The 17,339-nt window shown below is 61.3% G+C and carries 14 protein-coding genes; 6 read left to right on the top strand and 8 right to left on the bottom strand.

The annotated features are described in order from the left end of the window. Window position 1: 1 nt before the first annotated feature. The 7 genes from FBY01_RS06205 to FBY01_RS06175 are packed head-to-tail and all read right to left on the bottom strand — an operon-like array spanning window position 2 to window position 7,856. Complete coding sequence (locus FBY01_RS06205) at window positions 2-1,132, bottom strand: glycosyltransferase family 1 protein (protein ID WP_145306444.1); 1,131 nt, start codon at window positions 1,130-1,132, stop codon at window positions 2-4. Continuing rightward, a complete protein-coding gene (locus FBY01_RS06200; RefSeq protein WP_145306446.1) occupies window positions 1,116-2,483 on the bottom strand; it encodes a glycosyltransferase family 1 protein in 1,368 nt (455 codons plus the stop codon). The genes FBY01_RS06205 and FBY01_RS06200 overlap by 17 nt, the downstream gene beginning before the upstream one ends. Next, complete coding sequence (locus FBY01_RS06195; RefSeq protein ID WP_010465439.1) at window positions 2,480-3,730, bottom strand: ABC transporter ATP-binding protein; 1,251 nt, start codon at window positions 3,728-3,730, stop codon at window positions 2,480-2,482. The genes FBY01_RS06200 and FBY01_RS06195 overlap by 4 nt, the downstream gene beginning before the upstream one ends. Beyond that, window positions 3,730-4,527, bottom strand: a complete 798-nt coding sequence (locus tag FBY01_RS06190) for an ABC transporter permease (protein ID WP_083375406.1) — start codon at window positions 4,525-4,527, stop codon at window positions 3,730-3,732. The genes FBY01_RS06195 and FBY01_RS06190 overlap by 1 nt, the downstream gene beginning before the upstream one ends. Continuing rightward, window positions 4,528-5,970, bottom strand: a complete 1,443-nt coding sequence (locus tag FBY01_RS06185) for a mannose-1-phosphate guanylyltransferase/mannose-6-phosphate isomerase (protein ID WP_145306448.1) — start codon at window positions 5,968-5,970, stop codon at window positions 4,528-4,530. A 3-nt stretch (window positions 5,971-5,973) separates the two neighbouring features. Beyond that, window positions 5,974-6,945, bottom strand: a complete 972-nt coding sequence (gene gmd, locus FBY01_RS06180) for a GDP-mannose 4,6-dehydratase (protein ID WP_145306450.1) — start codon at window positions 6,943-6,945, stop codon at window positions 5,974-5,976. Further along, window positions 6,942-7,856, bottom strand: coding sequence for a GDP-mannose 4,6-dehydratase (locus tag FBY01_RS06175; protein ID WP_145306452.1), 915 nt, complete (start codon window positions 7,854-7,856; stop codon window positions 6,942-6,944). The genes gmd and FBY01_RS06175 overlap by 4 nt, the downstream gene beginning before the upstream one ends. 428 nt (window positions 7,857-8,284) lie before the next feature. On the opposite strand from FBY01_RS06175, the gene FBY01_RS06170 reads away from it, so the two are divergent. The 6 genes from FBY01_RS06170 (at window position 8,285) to FBY01_RS06145 (ending at window position 16,585) form a co-directional block, all read left to right on the top strand. Beyond that, window positions 8,285-9,850, top strand: a complete 1,566-nt coding sequence (locus FBY01_RS06170; RefSeq protein ID WP_229801711.1) for a glycosyltransferase — start codon at window positions 8,285-8,287, stop codon at window positions 9,848-9,850. Continuing rightward, on the top strand, window positions 9,844-11,142 hold the full coding sequence (locus FBY01_RS06165) for a glycosyltransferase (RefSeq protein WP_145306456.1): 1,299 nt from the start codon (window positions 9,844-9,846) through the stop codon (window positions 11,140-11,142). The genes FBY01_RS06170 and FBY01_RS06165 overlap by 7 nt, the downstream gene beginning before the upstream one ends. Before the next feature lie 52 nt (window positions 11,143-11,194). Continuing rightward, the gene (locus FBY01_RS06160) at window positions 11,195-12,352 is read left to right on the top strand and encodes an acyltransferase (RefSeq protein ID WP_145306458.1); all 1,158 of its coding nucleotides are present in this window, start codon (window positions 11,195-11,197) and stop codon (window positions 12,350-12,352) included. Next, on the top strand, window positions 12,346-13,173 hold the full coding sequence (locus FBY01_RS06155) for a class I SAM-dependent methyltransferase (RefSeq protein ID WP_010465420.1): 828 nt from the start codon (window positions 12,346-12,348) through the stop codon (window positions 13,171-13,173). Before FBY01_RS06160 ends, FBY01_RS06155 begins: the two co-directional genes overlap by 7 nt. 114 nt (window positions 13,174-13,287) lie before the next feature. Then, window positions 13,288-14,481 (top strand): DUF3142 domain-containing protein, encoded by a 1,194-nt coding sequence (locus FBY01_RS06150; protein WP_145306460.1) that lies wholly within the window; start codon window positions 13,288-13,290, stop codon window positions 14,479-14,481. Further along, window positions 14,468-16,585 (top strand): hypothetical protein, encoded by a 2,118-nt coding sequence (locus FBY01_RS06145; RefSeq protein WP_145306462.1) that lies wholly within the window; start codon window positions 14,468-14,470, stop codon window positions 16,583-16,585. The genes FBY01_RS06150 and FBY01_RS06145 overlap by 14 nt, the downstream gene beginning before the upstream one ends. Before the next feature lie 3 nt (window positions 16,586-16,588). Here the strand turns inward: FBY01_RS06145 and FBY01_RS06140 are convergent, their stop codons facing one another. After that, window positions 16,589-17,218 (bottom strand): LysE family translocator, encoded by a 630-nt coding sequence (locus FBY01_RS06140; RefSeq protein WP_145306464.1) that lies wholly within the window; start codon window positions 17,216-17,218, stop codon window positions 16,589-16,591. Window positions 17,219-17,339: the final 121 nt, after the last annotated feature.

The raw sequence follows: 17,339 nt of genomic DNA, 5'->3' as shown, positions 1-17,339 counted from the left end.
ATCAGTCTCCCATAGCCTGGCGGTAAGCGCGGGCCGTGGCCTTCGCGCAACGCTCCCAGGAAAAAAGCTTCGCTTGTTGCAAACCGGCTTCGCGACAGACCTGCCAATGCAGCGGGTCGTCGATGAGTCGGATCATGGCATCGCGCAAGGTGTCTGGATCGTCCGGTGCTATGTAGTTGCCGGCGTCGCCCGCGACTTCCGGCATGGCCGAATGCTGGGTCAGAATCACCGGGGTGCCGCTGGCCATGGCTTCCAGGACGGGCAGGCCGAACCCTTCGTACAACGAGGGAAAGATCAATGCCCGGGCGCCGGCCAGCAGCTGTGCCAGTGCTTCATCGGGCAGATACCCGAGCAGGCACACATCCCCGGTGGCCAGGGCTGCGCGCAATTCATCACTGAATTGTTCGCCTTGCCAACCGGCCATGCCGGCGATCAGCAGTGGAAAACCCTGGCGCACGGCTTCCGGTAACAGGGCATGGGCGCGCAGGGCCAGCGTCAGGTTCTTGCGCGGCTCGAGGGTGCCAACACACAGGAAGTATTCCCGCGCCTCGACGCCGTGAGTCTTGAGCACCGCGTTAATGTCTTCAGGCTCCCGTGGGTGGAAACGTGCGGCCACGCCCAGCGGTGCGACGACAAAACGCTCGGCCGGCAGTGCGAAATACGCCTGGGCTTCGTCGGCAATGTACTGCGAGTCGGTAAGAATCAGACTCGCTCGCTGCACGCCGTCGGCCAGGCGCCGCTCGATTTCCCGCAGGCGCGAGGGGGGTTGCGTGTCGGGGTAGTGCAGGTGCGTCAGGTCATGCAGGGTGATTACTGTCGGGCCGTCGAACGACAGCGGCCACAGGCTCGGTTCGTGATAGAGGTCGATGGTTTTCGAGCGCCCTTGATCGAAGCGTTTCTGCTCCAGCCAGCGCCGGGCTTGATAAGCCCCCGGAATTTGTCGCAGCAACGGCGTCAGTCGCGAATAGCCGGGCATGGCGGCTTCTGGCAAGTCCGAACTCCAGCCCCAACCGTGGAACAGTGCGAGTTCGACATCGGGCTCATCAGCAAGCGCGTTCGCCAGTTCGGCGACGTAATGGCCGATGCCGGTGCGCGGGGCTTGAAGGATCCGGGCGTTAAGGGCAATTCGCATGTTGCCTCTCTTGCACGACCGGCGCGTCTACCAGATTGCGCAGGGTGCGTTCAGCCAGTTGCGCACTGGCTTCACGCCAGCCGATCCACTGCCAGTCCGCCACGCTGCGAGCGGCCGGGAATTTCCCGGAGCGTTCGAAACCGGTGACCAGGTCCGCCAGGCTTTGCGGTTCGGCGAGGTCAAAGTACGCCATGAACTCGCCACCGATTTCGCGAAAGATCGGAATGTCGCTGCCCATGGCCGGCAAACCGCGCTGCATGGCTTCCACCAGTGGCAAGCCGAAGCCTTCAACCCACGACGGAAACACCAGCGCGCTAGCGTGGGAATAGGCGTGTTCGAGGCTGGTGTCGCTCAGGTCGTTGAACATGAACAGGCGTTGGTTCAACTGTGGGTGGTTGCGCACGCGGGCGAGCAGGGCGTCGCACTTCCAGCCGATGCGCCCGGCGATGCACAGCCGGGCGTGCGAACCTGAGGCCCAGGCACGTTCGAACGCGTCGAGCAGGTAATCGTGGTTTTTACGCGGCTCGATGGTGCTGACCATCAAAAACACCGGCTCCGGTGTTTTGAATACGTGCGTCAGTCTCGGCTCGACGGCGGCGCAGTCTTCGCTCAGGTCCAGTTCGGAGCCGAGGTGAAAATAATCGAACCACAACGTATCGGCTTTGGCCGGGCCCAGCCGACGCTGCAATTCCTCGCGCACCTGATCGCGCACCGTGGCGGAGATCGCCACGTAGCCGTCGGCGGTCTGGGTGATCCAGTTGAACCACTCGTTGAAAATCTGCACCAGCCGCGTGTCGTAGAACTGTGGGTGAGTCAGCGGGATGAGGTCGTAGATCACCGAAACGATGCCCACGCCTTCACGCTTGAGCTGTTCGGCAAACGGGAAGAAATCGCTGTGCCAGGAAGAATCCAGCAACACCAGTTGATCACCCGGCTGATGCTGCAATGGCGAGCACCGTTTGGGCAGTTGATATTGGTTGATGGCGTCGATCAGGCGCAAAGGAATGCTGAAGCAGGTGATCGCCGTGAGGCGGTAGGCCACGTGCAGCAGGCGCTTGACCACTCGCGAGTGACTGCGATTGTGCAAGCGTTGATGCAACTGCCAGAAACGATGAGCCAGCCGCTCCAGTCGCCCACCGAATGTCATCAGCCCATCAAAAAACGGGATGTTCAACGCACCGAGTTTGAGCACCCGATAGAGTTTGCCCTTGAGCATCACCACTGGAATGCACTCAACACCGTCGACGCTAGCCGGCAATTGATTGATGACGTTACGCACCACCCGCTGAATGCCCGAATTGACTTTGGGGTGCAGGAACACGTGGGTGCATTCCACCAGAAGGCGCGTCATGGCGTGCGCTCCGAAACAATCGAGTCGGAGCGGGTAATGGTGGTTTGCGCCGCCAGCCACGAGCAGCCGACGAAGTCTTCATGCCGGTTGTTGATCACATGGAACACCAGCCCGTAATCGCGCCATTCGTAGTTGCGATCCAGATGCGAGTCCAGCCGCGACAAGCTCAGGGACACGGAATAGTTGCCCTTGCCCAGGCCCATGACAAAGGAAAAACGGTACGTGTAGCGCTCCCCGGCGTGCAGATCGGTCAGGGCCTTGTCCTGGCGATGGGTGTTGATGCCATACATCATCTGACCCAGGCGGTCCTTGAGGATGAAACCGAGCACCAATCGCTCGATGTCCTGGCGGACTTCGACCTGGACTTCCAGCACCACGCTCTGACCGACCTCGGCGGCGTCGATGGAACGTTCATTCTCGTCCAGCATCCGCACACTGAGGATGGCCGCTTCACCGGTGCCGGACACGGTCTGGACTTCGCCGCCGGCGAGCATTTCCTGACGGACCACCTGGCCTTCACGCTCGGCCATCAGGGCGTTGTAGTAATCCAGGACCGCTTCGGGTTTGCCGTACATGGCCATGCGGCCGTCTTTGAGCAGGATCGCCGAATCGCAAATCGACTGGATGGCCGAGCGATCATGGGAAACGATCAGCAGGGTGGTGCCGGCCTTGCGGAAGCTGCGGATGCGTTCGAAGCTCTTGTGCTGGAAGTAGGCGTCGCCCACGGAGAGGGCTTCGTCGACGATCAGGATGTCCGGACGCTGTGCGGTGGCCACGCTGAACGCCAGGCGCATCTGCATGCCGCTGGAATAGGTTCGCACCGGATGGTCGATGGCTTCGCCGATTTCCGCGAAACTTTCGATCTGTGGCATCAGCGCTTCGATGTCATCGACCTGCATGCCCAGCAATTGCCCGGCCATGATTGCATTCTGTCGGCCGGTAAAGTCCGGGTGAAAGCCCATGCCCAGTTCCAGCAGGGCCGCCACCCGGCCTTCGAGCTCGATCTTGCCGCACGTCGGTTGGGTGGTGCCGGTGATCATCTTCAGCAAGGTGCTTTTGCCTGCGCCGTTGACCCCGACGATGCCCACCGCCTCACCGGGGGCAATCTCGAATTCGACGTCTTGCAGCACCCAGTGCTGGTGGTGGCGCAGGGGCGAAAAAGGAATCAGCCACTCGGCCAGTCGGCTCCAGCGGGTCGGGTATTGCTTGTAGGCCTTGCCCAGGCCGGTGACGCGAATATGCCCCATCAGAGTTCATCCACCATTTCACCGACGCGCTGGCGAAACAGACGCAGCCCGATCAGACAGAACACTAAGCCCGTGACAAAAATCGGCAGCAGCGAACTCCAGACCGGCCATTGCCCATAAAGAAACATGTTTTGATAGCTGACGATCAGGTTGGTCAGGGGGTTGAGTTGCAGCAGGCGCTGCACCCAGTCCGGCAGGATGCTCATCGGGTAGACAATGGGCGTCAGCCAGAACCAGAATTGCAGGCAGATGCCGAAGAGTTGCCCGACATCCCGGAAGAAGACATTCAACACGCCGAGTATCATTCCCAGCCCGGCACAGAACATCATTTGCAACGCCATCAGCGGTATCAAGGCGAACAACGCCATACCCGGCCAACGCCCGGTGATCAGCAGGAAGCCCAGGAACAGGGCCATGATGATTGCGAAGTTGATGCCCGCGTTAAACAGCACAATCACCGGCAGGCAGATCCGTGGGAAGCTGATTTTCTTCAGCAGGTTGGCGTTTTCCAGAAACATGTTCTGGCTGCGCAGGGTGATTTCCGCAAAGAGTCCCCAGGCGAGCAGGCCGGCACAGAGGTAAACGCTGTAGGCCATGCTGTCATCCACGCCCGGCAGGCGCGCGCGCATGATGTGGGAAAAAATCACGGTGTAGACGATGATCATCGACAGGGGGTTAAGCACCGGCCACAGAGCACCAAACAGCGAATTGCGATAACGCGCCTGAAACTCACGCTGGACGCTACCGAAGATAAACCCTCGATAACTACGCAGCGTGCGGTATAGGGAAAGCAGCATTCAAACCGTCCTGCCGTATTGGTCTTCGAAGCGAACGATATCGTCCTCTCCCAGGTATTCGCCGCTTTGCACTTCGATGATCACCAGGTCGATCACGCCCGGGTTTTCCAGGCGATGCTTGTGACCGGCGGCAATGAAGGTTGATTCGTTCTTGGCCACCAGATGGGTGCCGGCGCCGTTGTTGGTGACCTTGGCCATGCCTTCGACGACCACCCAGTGTTCGTTGCGGTGGTGGTGCATTTGCAGCGATAGCTTGGCGCCTGGTTTGACCACGATGCGCTTGATCTTGAAGCGAGGGCCTTCCTCGAGCACGGTGTAGGTGCCCCAGGGCCGGCTGACCGTGCGGTGCAGGCGATAGGCCTCGTGCTTTTTGTCCTTGAGCTGCTTGGCCACCCGGCGCACATCCTGCGCGCGATCGGCGTGGGCCACCAACACCGCGTCGGCGGTGTCGATGATGATCAAGTTATCCACACCCACCGCGGCTACCAGCCGGTCTTCGCTCTGGACGAAGTTGTTGTGGCTGTCGACGAACACCGCGTCACCGCTGGCGCGGTTGTTTTGCGCATCCGCCGGCACCAGCGCGGCCACCGCGCCCCAGGAGCCGATGTCGCTCCAGTCAAAACCGGCGGGCACCACCACCACTTTGTCGGAGCGTTCCATCAAGGCGTAGTCGATGGAAATGTCAGTGATCTCGGCAAACAACGCCGGGGATAATTCCTGCTGCAGGCACCCGGCCGTTTCCACGGGGGCGCTTTGCGCCATGCAGATTTGCGTCTGCTCCAGCAGCTCGGGGGCATGGATCTGCAATTCGGCCAGCACGGTCGTCACGGAGAAACAGAACATCCCCGAGTTCCACAGGAACTTGCCGCTTTCCAGGTAATGGGTGGCGGTTTGCAGATCCGGTTTTTCGACGAAACGCTGCACTTTGGCGGCGCCTTTTTCGTCCAGTGCCGCGCCGGTCTCGATGTAGCCGAAACCGGTCTCCGGGGCCGTCGGCACCACGCCGAACGTCACCAGGAAACCATCCTTGGCCAGTGCCACGGCGTGTTCGACCGCAGACTTCAAGGCGTTTTCGTTGAGGATCAAATGGTCGGCGGGCATCACCACCATGATCGCGTCATCGCCATGCAGGGCTTGCAGTGACAGGGCGGCGGCGGCGATGGCCGGGGCCGTGTTGCGGCCTGTCGGCTCCAGCAGAAAGTGCCCGCGATGGCGACTGAGCTGCGCCTCCTGATAGTGATCCTTGCTCTGGAAGTAGTAGTCGCGGTTGGTCACTGTGACGATATCGCCCCAGCCATCAAGCAGACCGGCCGCTCGCCGATAGGTTTTGCCCAGCAGCGACTGACCGTCGGGCAGGGTCATGAACGGCTTGGGATGGCCCTCGCGGGACACCGGCCACAAGCGAGTACCGGCACCGCCGGAGAGAATCACAGGAATCAGCATGGCCTACTCCTTGGCGACGCGTTTCATGTCCGCATCCATCATCATGCGGATCAAGGTATCCAGGTCTGTTTTTGGCTTCCATCCCAATACGCGCTGAGCTTTGGCCGGGTTGCCGAGCAGCACTTCGACCTCGGCCGGGCGGAAGAACGCCGGGTCGATCTTCACGAAGTCGCGGTAGTTCAGGTCCACGTGCTCGAAGGCGATGCGGCACATCTCGCGCACGGTGGTGGTCACGCCGGTAGCGACCACAAAATCGTCAGGCTTGTCCTGTTGCAGCATCAGCCACATGGCTTCGACGTAATCACCGGCAAACCCCCAGTCGCGTTTGGCGTCGATGTTGCCCAGCAGCAGTTCCTGCTGTTTGCCCTGTTTGATGCGGGCGGCGGCGTCGGTCACTTTGCGGGTCACGAACTCGATGCCGCGCAGGGGCGATTCATGGTTGAACAGGATCCCGCTGCTGGCGTGCAGGTTGAAACTTTCGCGATAGTTCACGGTGATCCAGTGGCCATACAGCTTGGCCACGCCGTAAGGGCTGCGCGGGTAGAACGGCGTGTTCTCGTCCTGCTGCTCGGCCTGGATCAGGCCAAACATTTCGCTGGTAGACGCCTGGTAAAAACGCGTGTGCGGACTGAACTGGCGGATCGCTTCGAGCAGGTGAGTCACGCCCAGCCCGTCAACGATGCCGGTGGTGACCGGTTGATCCCAGGAGGCTGCGACAAAGCTTTGCGCCGCCAGGTTGTAGATTTCGTCTGGAGCGGATTTGATCACCGCGCGCTGCACCGAGCAGGCATCGGCCATGTCACCGTCCAGGTAAACGATGTCCCCCTCGACTCCCATTTCACGCAAACGCCAGCGTGCATCGCTGCTGCGACGCGCCACCAGGCCGTGGACTTTATAACCCTTGTCGAGCAGCAGTTTGGCAAGATAGGCGCCGTCCTGGCCCGTGATCCCTGTGATCAGTGCACTTTTAGTCATTCTTGTCGTACTCGCATCTCCCAGTCGGACAGGATCGCCCGCAGGGATTGTTGTGTTGTGATTTCAGGCGTCCATCCTGTGGTCTGGGCGAGCTTGGCAGAGCTGCCACAAACGCGACGCTGATCCGCGCGGCGAAAACGCGCAGGATCCTGAATCAATTGCATGTCGACCTGGGCGAGGTCCCCCAGTTGTTCGATCAGGCTGCGGATGCTCTGCTCGCGCCCCGAGCAAATGTTGTAGACCTGTCCCGGCGTACCCTTTTCCAGCAGCGCCAGATAGGCGGACACCACATCGCCCACGTCCAGGAAGTCGCGTGTGACGTCAATGTCCCCGACTTCCAGTTGCGGGGCTTGCAGGCCTTGTTTGATACGGTTGATCTGGCGGGCGGCGCTGGCGATGACGAAGCTGTCTTTCTGGCCGGTGCCGATATGGTTGAACGGGCGGGCGACCACGACCGGCCAGCCTTCGCTCAGGCCCCATTGCAGGCTGAGGAACTCGGCCGACAGTTTGCTGACGGCATAGGGATTGCGCGGGCAGGGTGGCTGGTGTTCGGTAATGGGCAGGTCTGACTCGGTCACTTGCCCGTAAACGTCGCCGGAGCTGACGTACAGGAAGGTCCCGTTGAAGCCACGGGCCTTGAGTGCCTGAAGCAGGTTCAAGGTGCCGAGCAGGTTGATCGTCAGCGTGCGTGCCGGATCGCGGAAGGCTTCGGGAACGAAGGTTTGGCCGGCCAGGTGAATGACCGCGTCGGGCATTTCCGGCCAGAGGCCGTCGAGGGAGCCTGGCTCGCCGAGATCGTAGCGGGCGGCGACAGGCAGAAGCTCCCATTCCGAGGCATCAGCCTTCAGGCGGGTTTGGATGTGTTGTCCTACGAATCCACTGAGACCCGTAACGAACAGACGCTTTTTCAAACAGCGGCCCCTTGGTCGTGCATTTCGTCCATTCCCCACAGGCTTTATGGAGATGTCTGACAGACCGGGTGGATTCCTTGGTCGAAAGACAGGCGAAACGTTTGTTGTAGTTGTTTGGTAGCCAATCTGTGCCAATTGCGCGGCAATTTCAACAGGTCCCACCGTGACCGGTCAGTTCTCGTCAGCGAAGCCCGATTTATTCTCGCCGGGCGGTTCACGAATCCTCAGCGGATGTGTTTAGAATGCCCCTCGTCACGATTACCCAGGGTTCGGCCGGGTGGTATTCACACCCCGCGAAGCTGACAATTAAAACAAGAACGTAGACGGGCAAGAAGGCGCTGGACGACGACTGGCAAACGCCGGGTCGATCCGTGGCTTTGCCGTCATAGAGTGGGGCTGCCGGGATGGCGGTTTCATCGTGGGATGCCATGAACTTCATTCTTTACTCGGACGTCAACGACAGCTCCATCAGTCAGAGCCTCGGTCGTCCCGAATACAGTTATTACTTCGTGCTCAAGGCTTATCGCCCGGTGCTCGAAAGCCTCGGGCGGGTGCATGTGGTGTCCTCCACCGCCGAGGTCGATCCTCTCTATCGACAATTGCTGGCCACCGGCGAAGACAGCCTGTTCCTGTCGTTCACCCCGCCGCAGAAAACCCCGAACGATCTTGAATGCCCGACGATCTGCGTGGTGGCCTGGGAGTTCGACTCCATTCCCGATGAGCAATGGGATAACGACCCACGTCAGGACTGGACGCAGATGCTGGCGCGCCAGGGCCGGGTCATCACGCTTTCCAGCCACACGGCCCGGGCGATTCGGCGGGCCATGGGCGAAGATTTCCCCGTGCTGGTGTTGCCCACGCCCTTGTGGGAGAACTTCGCGGCCATTCGCAGCCACCACGCCAGCGCGCCGGTGAATACCGGTTCGACACTGGAGATCAAGGGCTGCATCTTCGATACGCGCACGCTTGGGCTGTCTGCCGACGCGCTGATTCCCGTACCGCCGAGCGCCGAGGAACTGGCGGCGCTGGAGGCATTGAAGCCGCCGCCGTTGACGCTAAAACGTCGCTTCGTTATCGCTCGCCATTACCTGCACATGTGGCGTCGGGACATGGGCAAAACGCTGCCCGTCCCGGTGCATCGCACGCACTTTCTGAGCCAGTGGTATTGGGAAGGCATCCGCGATCTTCTTTCAGATACCGTTCATGCACGGCTTGCCGAGTATCTACCGGCTATCGCTGGCCCGCAGACGATGGCCGTGCCCGAGCCTGCACCGCGGGATTGGCCGGACACCACTTCCCGGGTTGAAACCCAGGTGGACGGCGTGGTGTACGTCACGGTGTTCAATCCCCGTGACGGTCGCAAGAACTGGCATCAATTGATCACCGCATTCTGCTGGGCCTTTCGCGAAACGGATGATGCCACGCTGGTGCTGAAGATTACCCAGAGCGACCTGTCGTCCTACTACGACGAGCTGATGACCTTGCTCGCGCAACTCTCGCCGTTCGCCTGTCGGGTGGTGGTGATGCACGGTTACCTGGATGATCCGCAATACGCCCGGTTGTACGAAGCCGCCAGTTATTACGTCAACGCGTCGCGCTGCGAGGGGTTGTGCCTGCCGCTGATGGAATTCATGGCCAGCGGTAAGCCGGTGATCGCCCCGGACCACACCGCCATGGAGGATTACATCGATGAGCGTGTGGCGTTTGTGGTCAAGTCCAGCGAAGAGCTGACCATCTGGCCACAAGACACCCGGATCATTTACCGGACCCTGCGTTATCGCCCGGACTGGGGCTCGCTGAAAACCGCCTACGAAAACAGCTACCGGACGGCCAAGGAGCAACCGCTGGAGTACCGGCGCATGTCGGGCGATGCGGTCGAGCGCATGCACGACTACTGCGCCTTCGCCCCGGTGCAGAAGCGCCTGGCGGATTTTTTCGGGCTGACGCCGCAGGCTTTGCCGGCAGCGGCCGTGACGGATAACGCCTCATGCTGATCATCATTCATTCGGAAACCAACCAGCACACCATCGCCCAGAACCTTGGCCGTTCGGAGTACAGCTATTACTTCGTGCTCAAGGAATACCGGCCGGTGCTGGAACGTCTGGGGCGTGTGGTGGAAGTCAGAGACCCGCAGACCGAAGTCGATGCCTTGTACCGCGACGCGCTGTCCCGAGGTGAAGACTGCGTGTTCCTGTCGTTCTCGCCGCCGCATTGCACGCCGGTGCACTTCGCCTGTCCGACCTTGCCGGTGTTTGCGTGGGAATTCAGCACCATTCCCAACGAACCCTTCGCGGGTGAACCGCGCAATGATTGGCGCACGGTATTGCGTGCTTCAGGCGCGGCGATTACCCATTCCAGCTACACGGTAAACGCCGTGCGCGAGGCGATGGGCGCCGACTATTCGATCGTCGCGGTGCCGGCGCCGGTGTGGGATCGATTCTCGGCACGCGGCGCCCAGTTGCAACGTCAGCCACTGGCGAGTCAGGTGCGCCTGAAGATCAAAGGCCTGGTGGCCGACAGCCGCACCCTGGACTTGCGAGCCTTTGGGCCGGCGTCGTTACGCGAAGGCGAAGGTATCGATTTCGAAGCACCGCCCCGTGAACAGGAACTGGTGCTCGACGGCGTGATTTACACCTCGGTGTTCAACCCGGGTGATGGGCGCAAGAATTGGGAAGACATGCTCAGTGCCTTCTGCGTGACGTTCCGCGAGGTGGATGACGCGACACTGGTGCTCAAACTGACCCACCACGATGCCGAAGAAGCGCTGACCGACATCCTTCACCATTTGTACAAAAACCAGTCCTATCGCTGCCGCATCGTGCTGATTTATGGCTACCTCGCGGATTCGGACTACGAGCACCTGGTGCAGGCAACCCGCTTTGTGGTCAACACCTCCTACGGCGAAGGCCAGTGCCTGCCGCTGATGGAGTTCATGTCCTGCGGCAAACCGGCGGTCGCGCCACGCACCACGGCGATGATCGATTACCTGGATGCCGATAATGCGTTTCTGATCGACTCCACCGACGAGCTGACGGCCTGGCCCCACGACCCGCGCAGGGCGTTCCGAACCCTGCGTTACGTGACGAACTGGGAATCGTTGTGCCGCGCTTATCGGGCCAGCTATGACGTCGCCAAAAACGACGCCAAGCGTTACGCGCAGATGTCCGCGCATTCGGTGGCCAGCCTCGAAAAATTCTGCAGCCAGGCCACCGCCGAGCAACGACTCAAAGCCTTCTTCGCGCAGCTCCTTGAAACCCGCGTCGCTCCGGATACCCGCGAAGCATGATCCGCGCAGTGTTGAATGGGGTGGAAAACAGGGCAACGTCCAGGAGGACGGCATGAATAACGACAGACGGATCATGGACATCGAGTTGTTGCGCGGCATTGCGGTGCTCGGTGTGTTGTTTCATCACCTGCAAGACAGCCTGTTTGCGGCCCCGGTGCCGCTGTTGCAATCCATCACCGCGTGGGGGCAGCCGTGGTGGGGCGTGGATCTGTTTTTCGCCATCTCCGGGTTTGTCATTGCGCGCAGCCTGATCCCGGCGTTGCAGGGTTGCAACACCCGTCAGGAGTACTGGCAGCAGACGCGTAACTTCTGGCTGCGCCGGGCCTTTCGATTGCTGCCGTCGGCGTGGTTGTGGCTGGCGCTGATGTTGCTGGGCTGCATTTTTCTCAATCGCTCCGGAGCGTTCGGCACGCTGCACGCCAACCTTCAGGCGACCCTGGCCGGGGTCGCGCAGTACGCGAACTTCCGCTTCGCCGACAGCTTCTATAACTATGAGTACGGCACCAGTTTCGTGTACTGGAGCCTGTCGCTGGAGGAGCAGTTCTACCTGTTGTTTCCGCTGCTGATTCTGATCTGTCGCAAGCACCTGGTCTGGGCCTTGCTGGCGCTGGTCGCGGTGCAGTTGTTCACGTTGCGCACACCGATCTTGATGGTGGTTCGCACCGATGCGCTGGCACTCGGCATCCTGTTGGCGATGTGGAGTGCGCAACCCTCGTATCTGCGCTGGGAGCCGACGTTCCTGCGCCGTCCATGGGCCGGGGTGACAGCATTGGTCGCGCTGTCGCTGGTGCTCAGTTTCATGGCGACGGATCGCTTCACGTTCACTCATTACCGCATCGGCACGATCGCGTTGTTGTGCGCGGTGCTGGTCTGGATCGCTTCCTACAATCGCGACTACCTGCTGCCACGGGGCGTGTTGAAGAACCTGATGACGTGGGTCGGCAGTCGCTCCTACGGGATCTATCTGATCCACATACCGGCTTATTTGCTGGTGCGCGAATTCACGTTCCGCTTGCAGGGCGCCGGTCTGCCCAATCCCGGCGGCCATCCGATCCTGACACTGATGATTGCTGGCGGTTTGATCGCTTTGTTGAGCGAACTCAACTACCGCTTCATCGAAATGCCCATGCGTAACCGCGGTGCCTCGCTGGTCAAACGCCTGGGCACGTCCCGAACAGCCGCCCAAACCTCTGGAGCTACCTCATGCTGAGCCTTTTGAAGAAACTCACGGCGGGTACGCCCGTTCCCGTGGCGCCTGTGGCGGACACGGTCGAGAAGGTCGATCCGTACATGCTCGGCCTGCACGACGCGATGCTCAGCGGCTGGTTCAATCAGCAAACCGGCGAGCTGTTCACCGGGTTCCCGGTGACCGCCGAAGACACGCTACTGGACGTCGGCTGCGGTGACGGCGGTAACGTGCATTTCTGCGGCATGCGCGGGGCGAAGATCATCATCGCCGACATCGACGCGGCCAAGGTCGAAGCCACCCGACAGCGCCTGAGCGACACACCGGCGCGTGACGTCGAATGCCACGTCACCGATTGCAACCCGCTGCCGATTGCCGATGCGACGGCCACTCGCGTGGTGTCCACCGAAGTCATCGAACACGTGGACGATCCGGCGCAGTTCCTTGCTGAACTGGTGCGTGTCGGCAAACCGGGCGCGTTGTATTTGCTCAGCGTCCCGCACCCAAGCTCCGAAGACCTGCAAAAAGACATCGCCGCGCCCGAGTATTTCCAGAAGCCCAACCACATTCGCATCATCAGCGAAGAGCAGTTCAAGGCGATGGTCAGCGACGCCGGCCTGGAAGTGCTCAGCCACAGCCAGTACGGGTTTTACTGGTCGATGTGGATGCTGTTGTTCTGGGAAGCCAAGGTCGATTTCAGCAATCCTGACCACCCGCTGCTCAACCACTGGGCCGACACGTGGCAGGCCATTCTGGCGTCGCCCCGTGGCGCGCAGATCAAACAGGCGCTGGACGCGGTCGTGGCGAAAAGTCAGGTGATCATTGCCCGCAAGCCCTTGGTGTAGCCACTCTCTGTAGCCGCTGCCTTGTGGTGAGAGGATAAATCCCCTCATCACAAAGGCTCGCTCCCACAGGTTTTGTGTACCCTGTAGCCCTGTGTTTCCAGGATCAGGGATTTCATGTTGTTAGTTCGTCTTTCTGTCCTCCTTGTTGCTCTGGCACTGCTCAACGGTTGCGAGCAAACAGACGCGCCGCCGCTCGATCAGCAACTCTACGTCTGGCAACGGCAATGGACGTCAGCCCATGACGCCGCCCTGCAAGACAGTCGCGCGGACTTTTCGACCTTGCGGGTGCTGGCCTTGCAGGCGTTTCCTCAGGCGGGCTGGAGCCGGGCGCGAGTCGATCCGGCGTTGCTCAAGCGCGATGGCCGACCGCTGATTGCGGTGATTCGCCTCGACGGCCAGCTCAAGTCGCTGGATCAGGACGACGTCACGACGCACATCCAGCAAGTGCTCAGCGAGTGGCAAGGGCAGGGGCTGACGCTCTCTGGCGTGGAAATCGACCACGACGCCGGTAGCGCCCGGCTACCGGCTTACCGCGAATTTCTTACTCACCTGCGCGCGGTTTTACCCGCCGCTTTGCCGTTAAGCATCACCGCATTGCCGGCCTGGCTCGACAACCCTGAATTGCCGGCACTCTTGGCGACCGTCGACAGCAGCGTGTTGCAGGTGCATGCGGTGAGTGATCCGCGTCGTGGTCTGTTTGATCCGGAACAAGCCAGGAAATGGGTAAACGCCTGGAGCCTCATCACCTCAAAACCCTTTTACCTGGCGCTGCCCGCCTATGGCGTGGCCCTGTTGCCGGGCGCCAGCGGTGCGCCGGTCGTGGAAAGCGAAGTGCCTGTCGGGCGAGCCGGCCAACGCCGGGAATTGCTGGCGGATCCCTTGCAACTGAGCGCACTCGCCGCCGAGTTGCGCGCCGATCCACCGGCGCATCTGGCCGGTCTGATCTGGTTTCGTCTGCCGCTGGCGGGTGATCGTCGGGCCTGGAGCCTGACCACGCTGAGGGCCGTTGCTCGCGGAGATTCGCTCGATAGTCGGTTAAGTTTGAAACTCATCGCGCAAGACGACCTCTATGACATCAGCGTCAGCAATCAAGGCAACCTCGACAACGCCTGGCCCGAACGCGTCACGCTGGCGGTTCGCGGCTGCGACGGTGCCGATGCGCTGGCCGGTTACGCATTGCAACAAAGCCCGGATCTGCTTACCTTCACCCGCCTGCGCGACGGCCGGATACCGGCCGGCGAGCAGCGCGCCATCGGTTGGGCTCGCTGCGCACACATTGATCAAGGAGGTTCGAATGTTCACCCGTAACTGGCCCCGCCATGTGCTTTGCCTGAGCCTCAGCCTGCCGCTGGGTTCGGCGTTGGCCTGCGGGCCGGACTTCCCGATGCGCTTGCTGGACAACCGCGCCCAATCGCTGGCGGAGCTGCCGGAAGGCAACTTCCAGTTCGAGATCAATCGCCTGGGGCATGTGATCGCAGGGCTCAAGAACGTCGAGTCGTCCCCTTACGGCCTGGAGGCAACCGACTACGCCGAGCAGCGGGACAAGGCCGAACAGGCCGGGTTGACGGCGGAGCAGCAAGCCCTGGTCAAACAGTTGCGCGCGCTGACCGAGGCCCGTCAAGTCGAGACCCAGGGCGCGAGCCTGCCGGCCGAGCTTCGTTTCTATCTGGCGGGTGCGGTGGCGTTTAACGCCGGTGATCATGCGCTGGCCGCCGAGTACTTCCAGAAAGTGCTGGCGCTGCCGGCGGATCAACGCGCCTTGCGCAGCACCTGGGCCGCTTATTCATTGGGCCGGACGCTGTTTGCCCAGAGCGCCGAAGCAGACGCAGCGCCTGACCTGTTGGCACAGTCGCGCAAAGCCTTCGAGCAGGCCCGTCAGCTGAGCATCGACGGCTTCAGCGATCCGCTGGAACTCGGTGTCGCCAGCCTCGGCGAGGAGGCCCGCGTGGCGCGCACCGCTGGCGACTGGAACAGCGCCATCAATCTGTACGCCACGCAAAATCGCCACGGTTCGGCGGTGGGTTACACCTCGCTGAAGCTGTTGATGGCGGATCTGCTGGCGATGCCTGAAGATCAGTTGACCGAGTTGCTCAAGGGCAAACCGGTGCAACAACTGGTGACGGCGTCGCTGATCAGTCGCCTGGGCTGGTCATTCGGTGATCAACCGCCGAATGAACTGAAGCTGATCAAACTCCTGCAAAGCAGCACCCGGGGCAGTCTGGACAACGCGGACCGACTGGCGGCGATGAATTATCAACAGGGCGATTACACCAGCGCCAAAGCGTTCCTTGAGCATGCCGGGGACGGCGGTCTGGCGTGGTGGTTGCGGGCGAAACTGGCGTTGCGTGAGGGTGACAAAAGCGCAGCGGCTGCGGCGTATGCCAAGGCGGCCCAGGCCTTCCCGCAGAACGAATCGTGGGGCGAGCGACGCACGCCTGACTATGATTTCGAAAGCCTGCAACCCAAGTGCCGGGTCGAGGGTGAAAGCGCGATCCTGGCGCTGCAACGCGGGGATTACCTGCAAGCGTTCGATCAGCTTTATCGCAGCCAAAGTATCTATTGGTTCGATGCCGCGACCGTTGCCGAGCGCGTGCTGACCGTCGATGAGCTCAAGCATTACGTTGACACCCAGGTGCCGGCGCCGCCAGCGCTCAGCCAGCAGGATCGCGACAACTACGTGCCGTTGCCGGTGGCGGCGCAACTGCGCAATCTGCTCGGGCGTCGATTACTGCGTGAAGAGCGCTACGACGAGGCGCTGGTGTATTTCGACAACCCCGATCTACAGAAAAAGGCCCGGTTGTATGCGCAACAGCGTCAGCTCGCTGATTCAGCGTGGTGGCCGACCAAGCGTGCGTCTGCGCTGTTCAACGCAGCCTGGACGGCACGCGAGTGGGGCATGGACATTCTGGGTTATGAAATGGCCCCGGACTACGCCACGTTTGGCGGCAATTACAGCCTGGAGACGACTGAACTGAAGGTCGGCCCCTTGGTGGCCGAAAGTGAAGTCCAACGCCAGCAAGCCAGTGCCGCGAAGCCCGACGAGCGCTACCACTATCGATTCGTCGCCACGGCCTTGGCCAACCGCGCCGCCGATAACCTGCCTCACACCAGCCAGGCTTTTGCTGCTGTGTTGTGCTCGGCGGCGGGGTGGAACAGCAGCCTTCAAGACCAAAGTGCGCTGTACCAGCGCTATGTCAAAGAAGGGCCCTATGTGGCTTGGGCGGTGGATTTCGGCCACCAGTGCCCGTATCCCGACTTCGAGAATGCCAGCAAACGATATGTAACCCAGGCGACTGACGCCGCCCGTTCGGCGCTGCGGCCGTACAAGTGGTCATTGCAGATCGGTGGTGTTATCGCGGTGACGGCCGCGGCGCTGGTATTGATCAACCGGCGGCGCCGTAAAGCGCAGTAAGGCTCATGCCTGTTGAACAAAGGTCAGCCGCACCGCGAAGCCGATCAACAGGCTGCCGAACACCCATTGTTGCAGGCGCTGGGCCGAGGGGCTGCGTTGCAGCCAGCGGCCCAGCGCGGCGCCGGTCAAGGCATAGGCGCTGTCGAACAGCAAACCGACGCCGACCAGCAGCATGCCCAATACCGCAAATTGCGCGAGCACCGGTCCGGCGTGAGGGTTGATGAACTGGGGCAATAACACTGAGCAGAACAGCAACGCCTTGGGGTTGAGCAGGTTGGTCAGCAAGCCGCGCTGGATGGAGGCCCGCCAGCATGGTTTTTCGCCGGTTGCGTCTGCGCCATTCAGGTTCGGCAACATCGTGGTTCGCAGGCACTGAATGCCGATCCACAACAGGTAGGCGGCTCCCGCCAGGCGCACCACGTCGAAGGTCCACGGCGCAGCCTTGAACAGCGCCGCCAGCCCCAGCGCGGCCAGCGCCACATGACATCCACGAGCAATGCCCAGACCCACCGCCGTTGCCAACGCCGCGCTTTTGCCCTGACGGGCGCCGGTTTGCAGCAGCAGAATCATGTCCGGGCCGGGCAACAGATACACCACTGCCAGCGCCATGAAAAACAGCCAGAGTCCTTCCACGTTGCACCCCATTCGTTGTTGATTCGGTAGCGCCAGTCTAGGGTTGAAGGGTGGGGCAGGTGCTTGCGAAGTCAGCTTCTAAATGCTGGGTAATTGGCATAACCTGCCACTTTGTGACGAT

Origin of the sequence: Pseudomonas sp. SJZ077 (assembly GCF_007993905.1) — a bacterium.
In the GTDB taxonomy this organism is placed as follows: Bacteria; Pseudomonadota; Gammaproteobacteria; order Pseudomonadales; family Pseudomonadaceae; genus Aquipseudomonas; species Aquipseudomonas mandelii.
The sequence above is the reverse complement of the archived record's forward strand: the minus strand, read 5'-3'. Positions and strand labels throughout refer to the sequence as shown.

Excerpts from the sequence above, each read along its gene's own strand:
- FBY01_RS06205 (WP_145306444.1), bottom strand. The coding sequence starts at position 1,132 with ATGCGAATTGCCCTTAACGCCCGGATCCTTCAAGCCCCGCGCACCGGC.
- FBY01_RS06195 (WP_010465439.1), bottom strand. The coding sequence starts at position 3,730 with ATGGGGCATATTCGCGTCACCGGCCTGGGCAAGGCCTACAAGCAATAC.
- FBY01_RS06150 (WP_145306460.1), top strand. The coding sequence starts at position 13,288 with ATGTTGTTAGTTCGTCTTTCTGTCCTCCTTGTTGCTCTGGCACTGCTC.
- FBY01_RS06145 (WP_145306462.1), top strand. The coding sequence starts at position 14,468 with ATGTTCACCCGTAACTGGCCCCGCCATGTGCTTTGCCTGAGCCTCAGC.
- FBY01_RS06155 (WP_010465420.1), top strand. The coding sequence starts at position 12,346 with ATGCTGAGCCTTTTGAAGAAACTCACGGCGGGTACGCCCGTTCCCGTG.
- FBY01_RS06170 (WP_229801711.1), top strand. The coding sequence starts at position 8,285 with ATGAACTTCATTCTTTACTCGGACGTCAACGACAGCTCCATCAGTCAG.
- FBY01_RS06200 (WP_145306446.1), bottom strand. The coding sequence starts at position 2,483 with ATGACGCGCCTTCTGGTGGAATGCACCCACGTGTTCCTGCACCCCAAA.
- FBY01_RS06185 (WP_145306448.1), bottom strand. The coding sequence starts at position 5,970 with ATGCTGATTCCTGTGATTCTCTCCGGCGGTGCCGGTACTCGCTTGTGG.
- FBY01_RS06165 (WP_145306456.1), top strand. The coding sequence starts at position 9,844 with ATGCTGATCATCATTCATTCGGAAACCAACCAGCACACCATCGCCCAG.
- gmd (WP_145306450.1), bottom strand. The coding sequence starts at position 6,945 with ATGACTAAAAGTGCACTGATCACAGGGATCACGGGCCAGGACGGCGCC.
- FBY01_RS06190 (WP_083375406.1), bottom strand. The coding sequence starts at position 4,527 with ATGCTGCTTTCCCTATACCGCACGCTGCGTAGTTATCGAGGGTTTATC.
- FBY01_RS06160 (WP_145306458.1), top strand. The coding sequence starts at position 11,195 with ATGAATAACGACAGACGGATCATGGACATCGAGTTGTTGCGCGGCATT.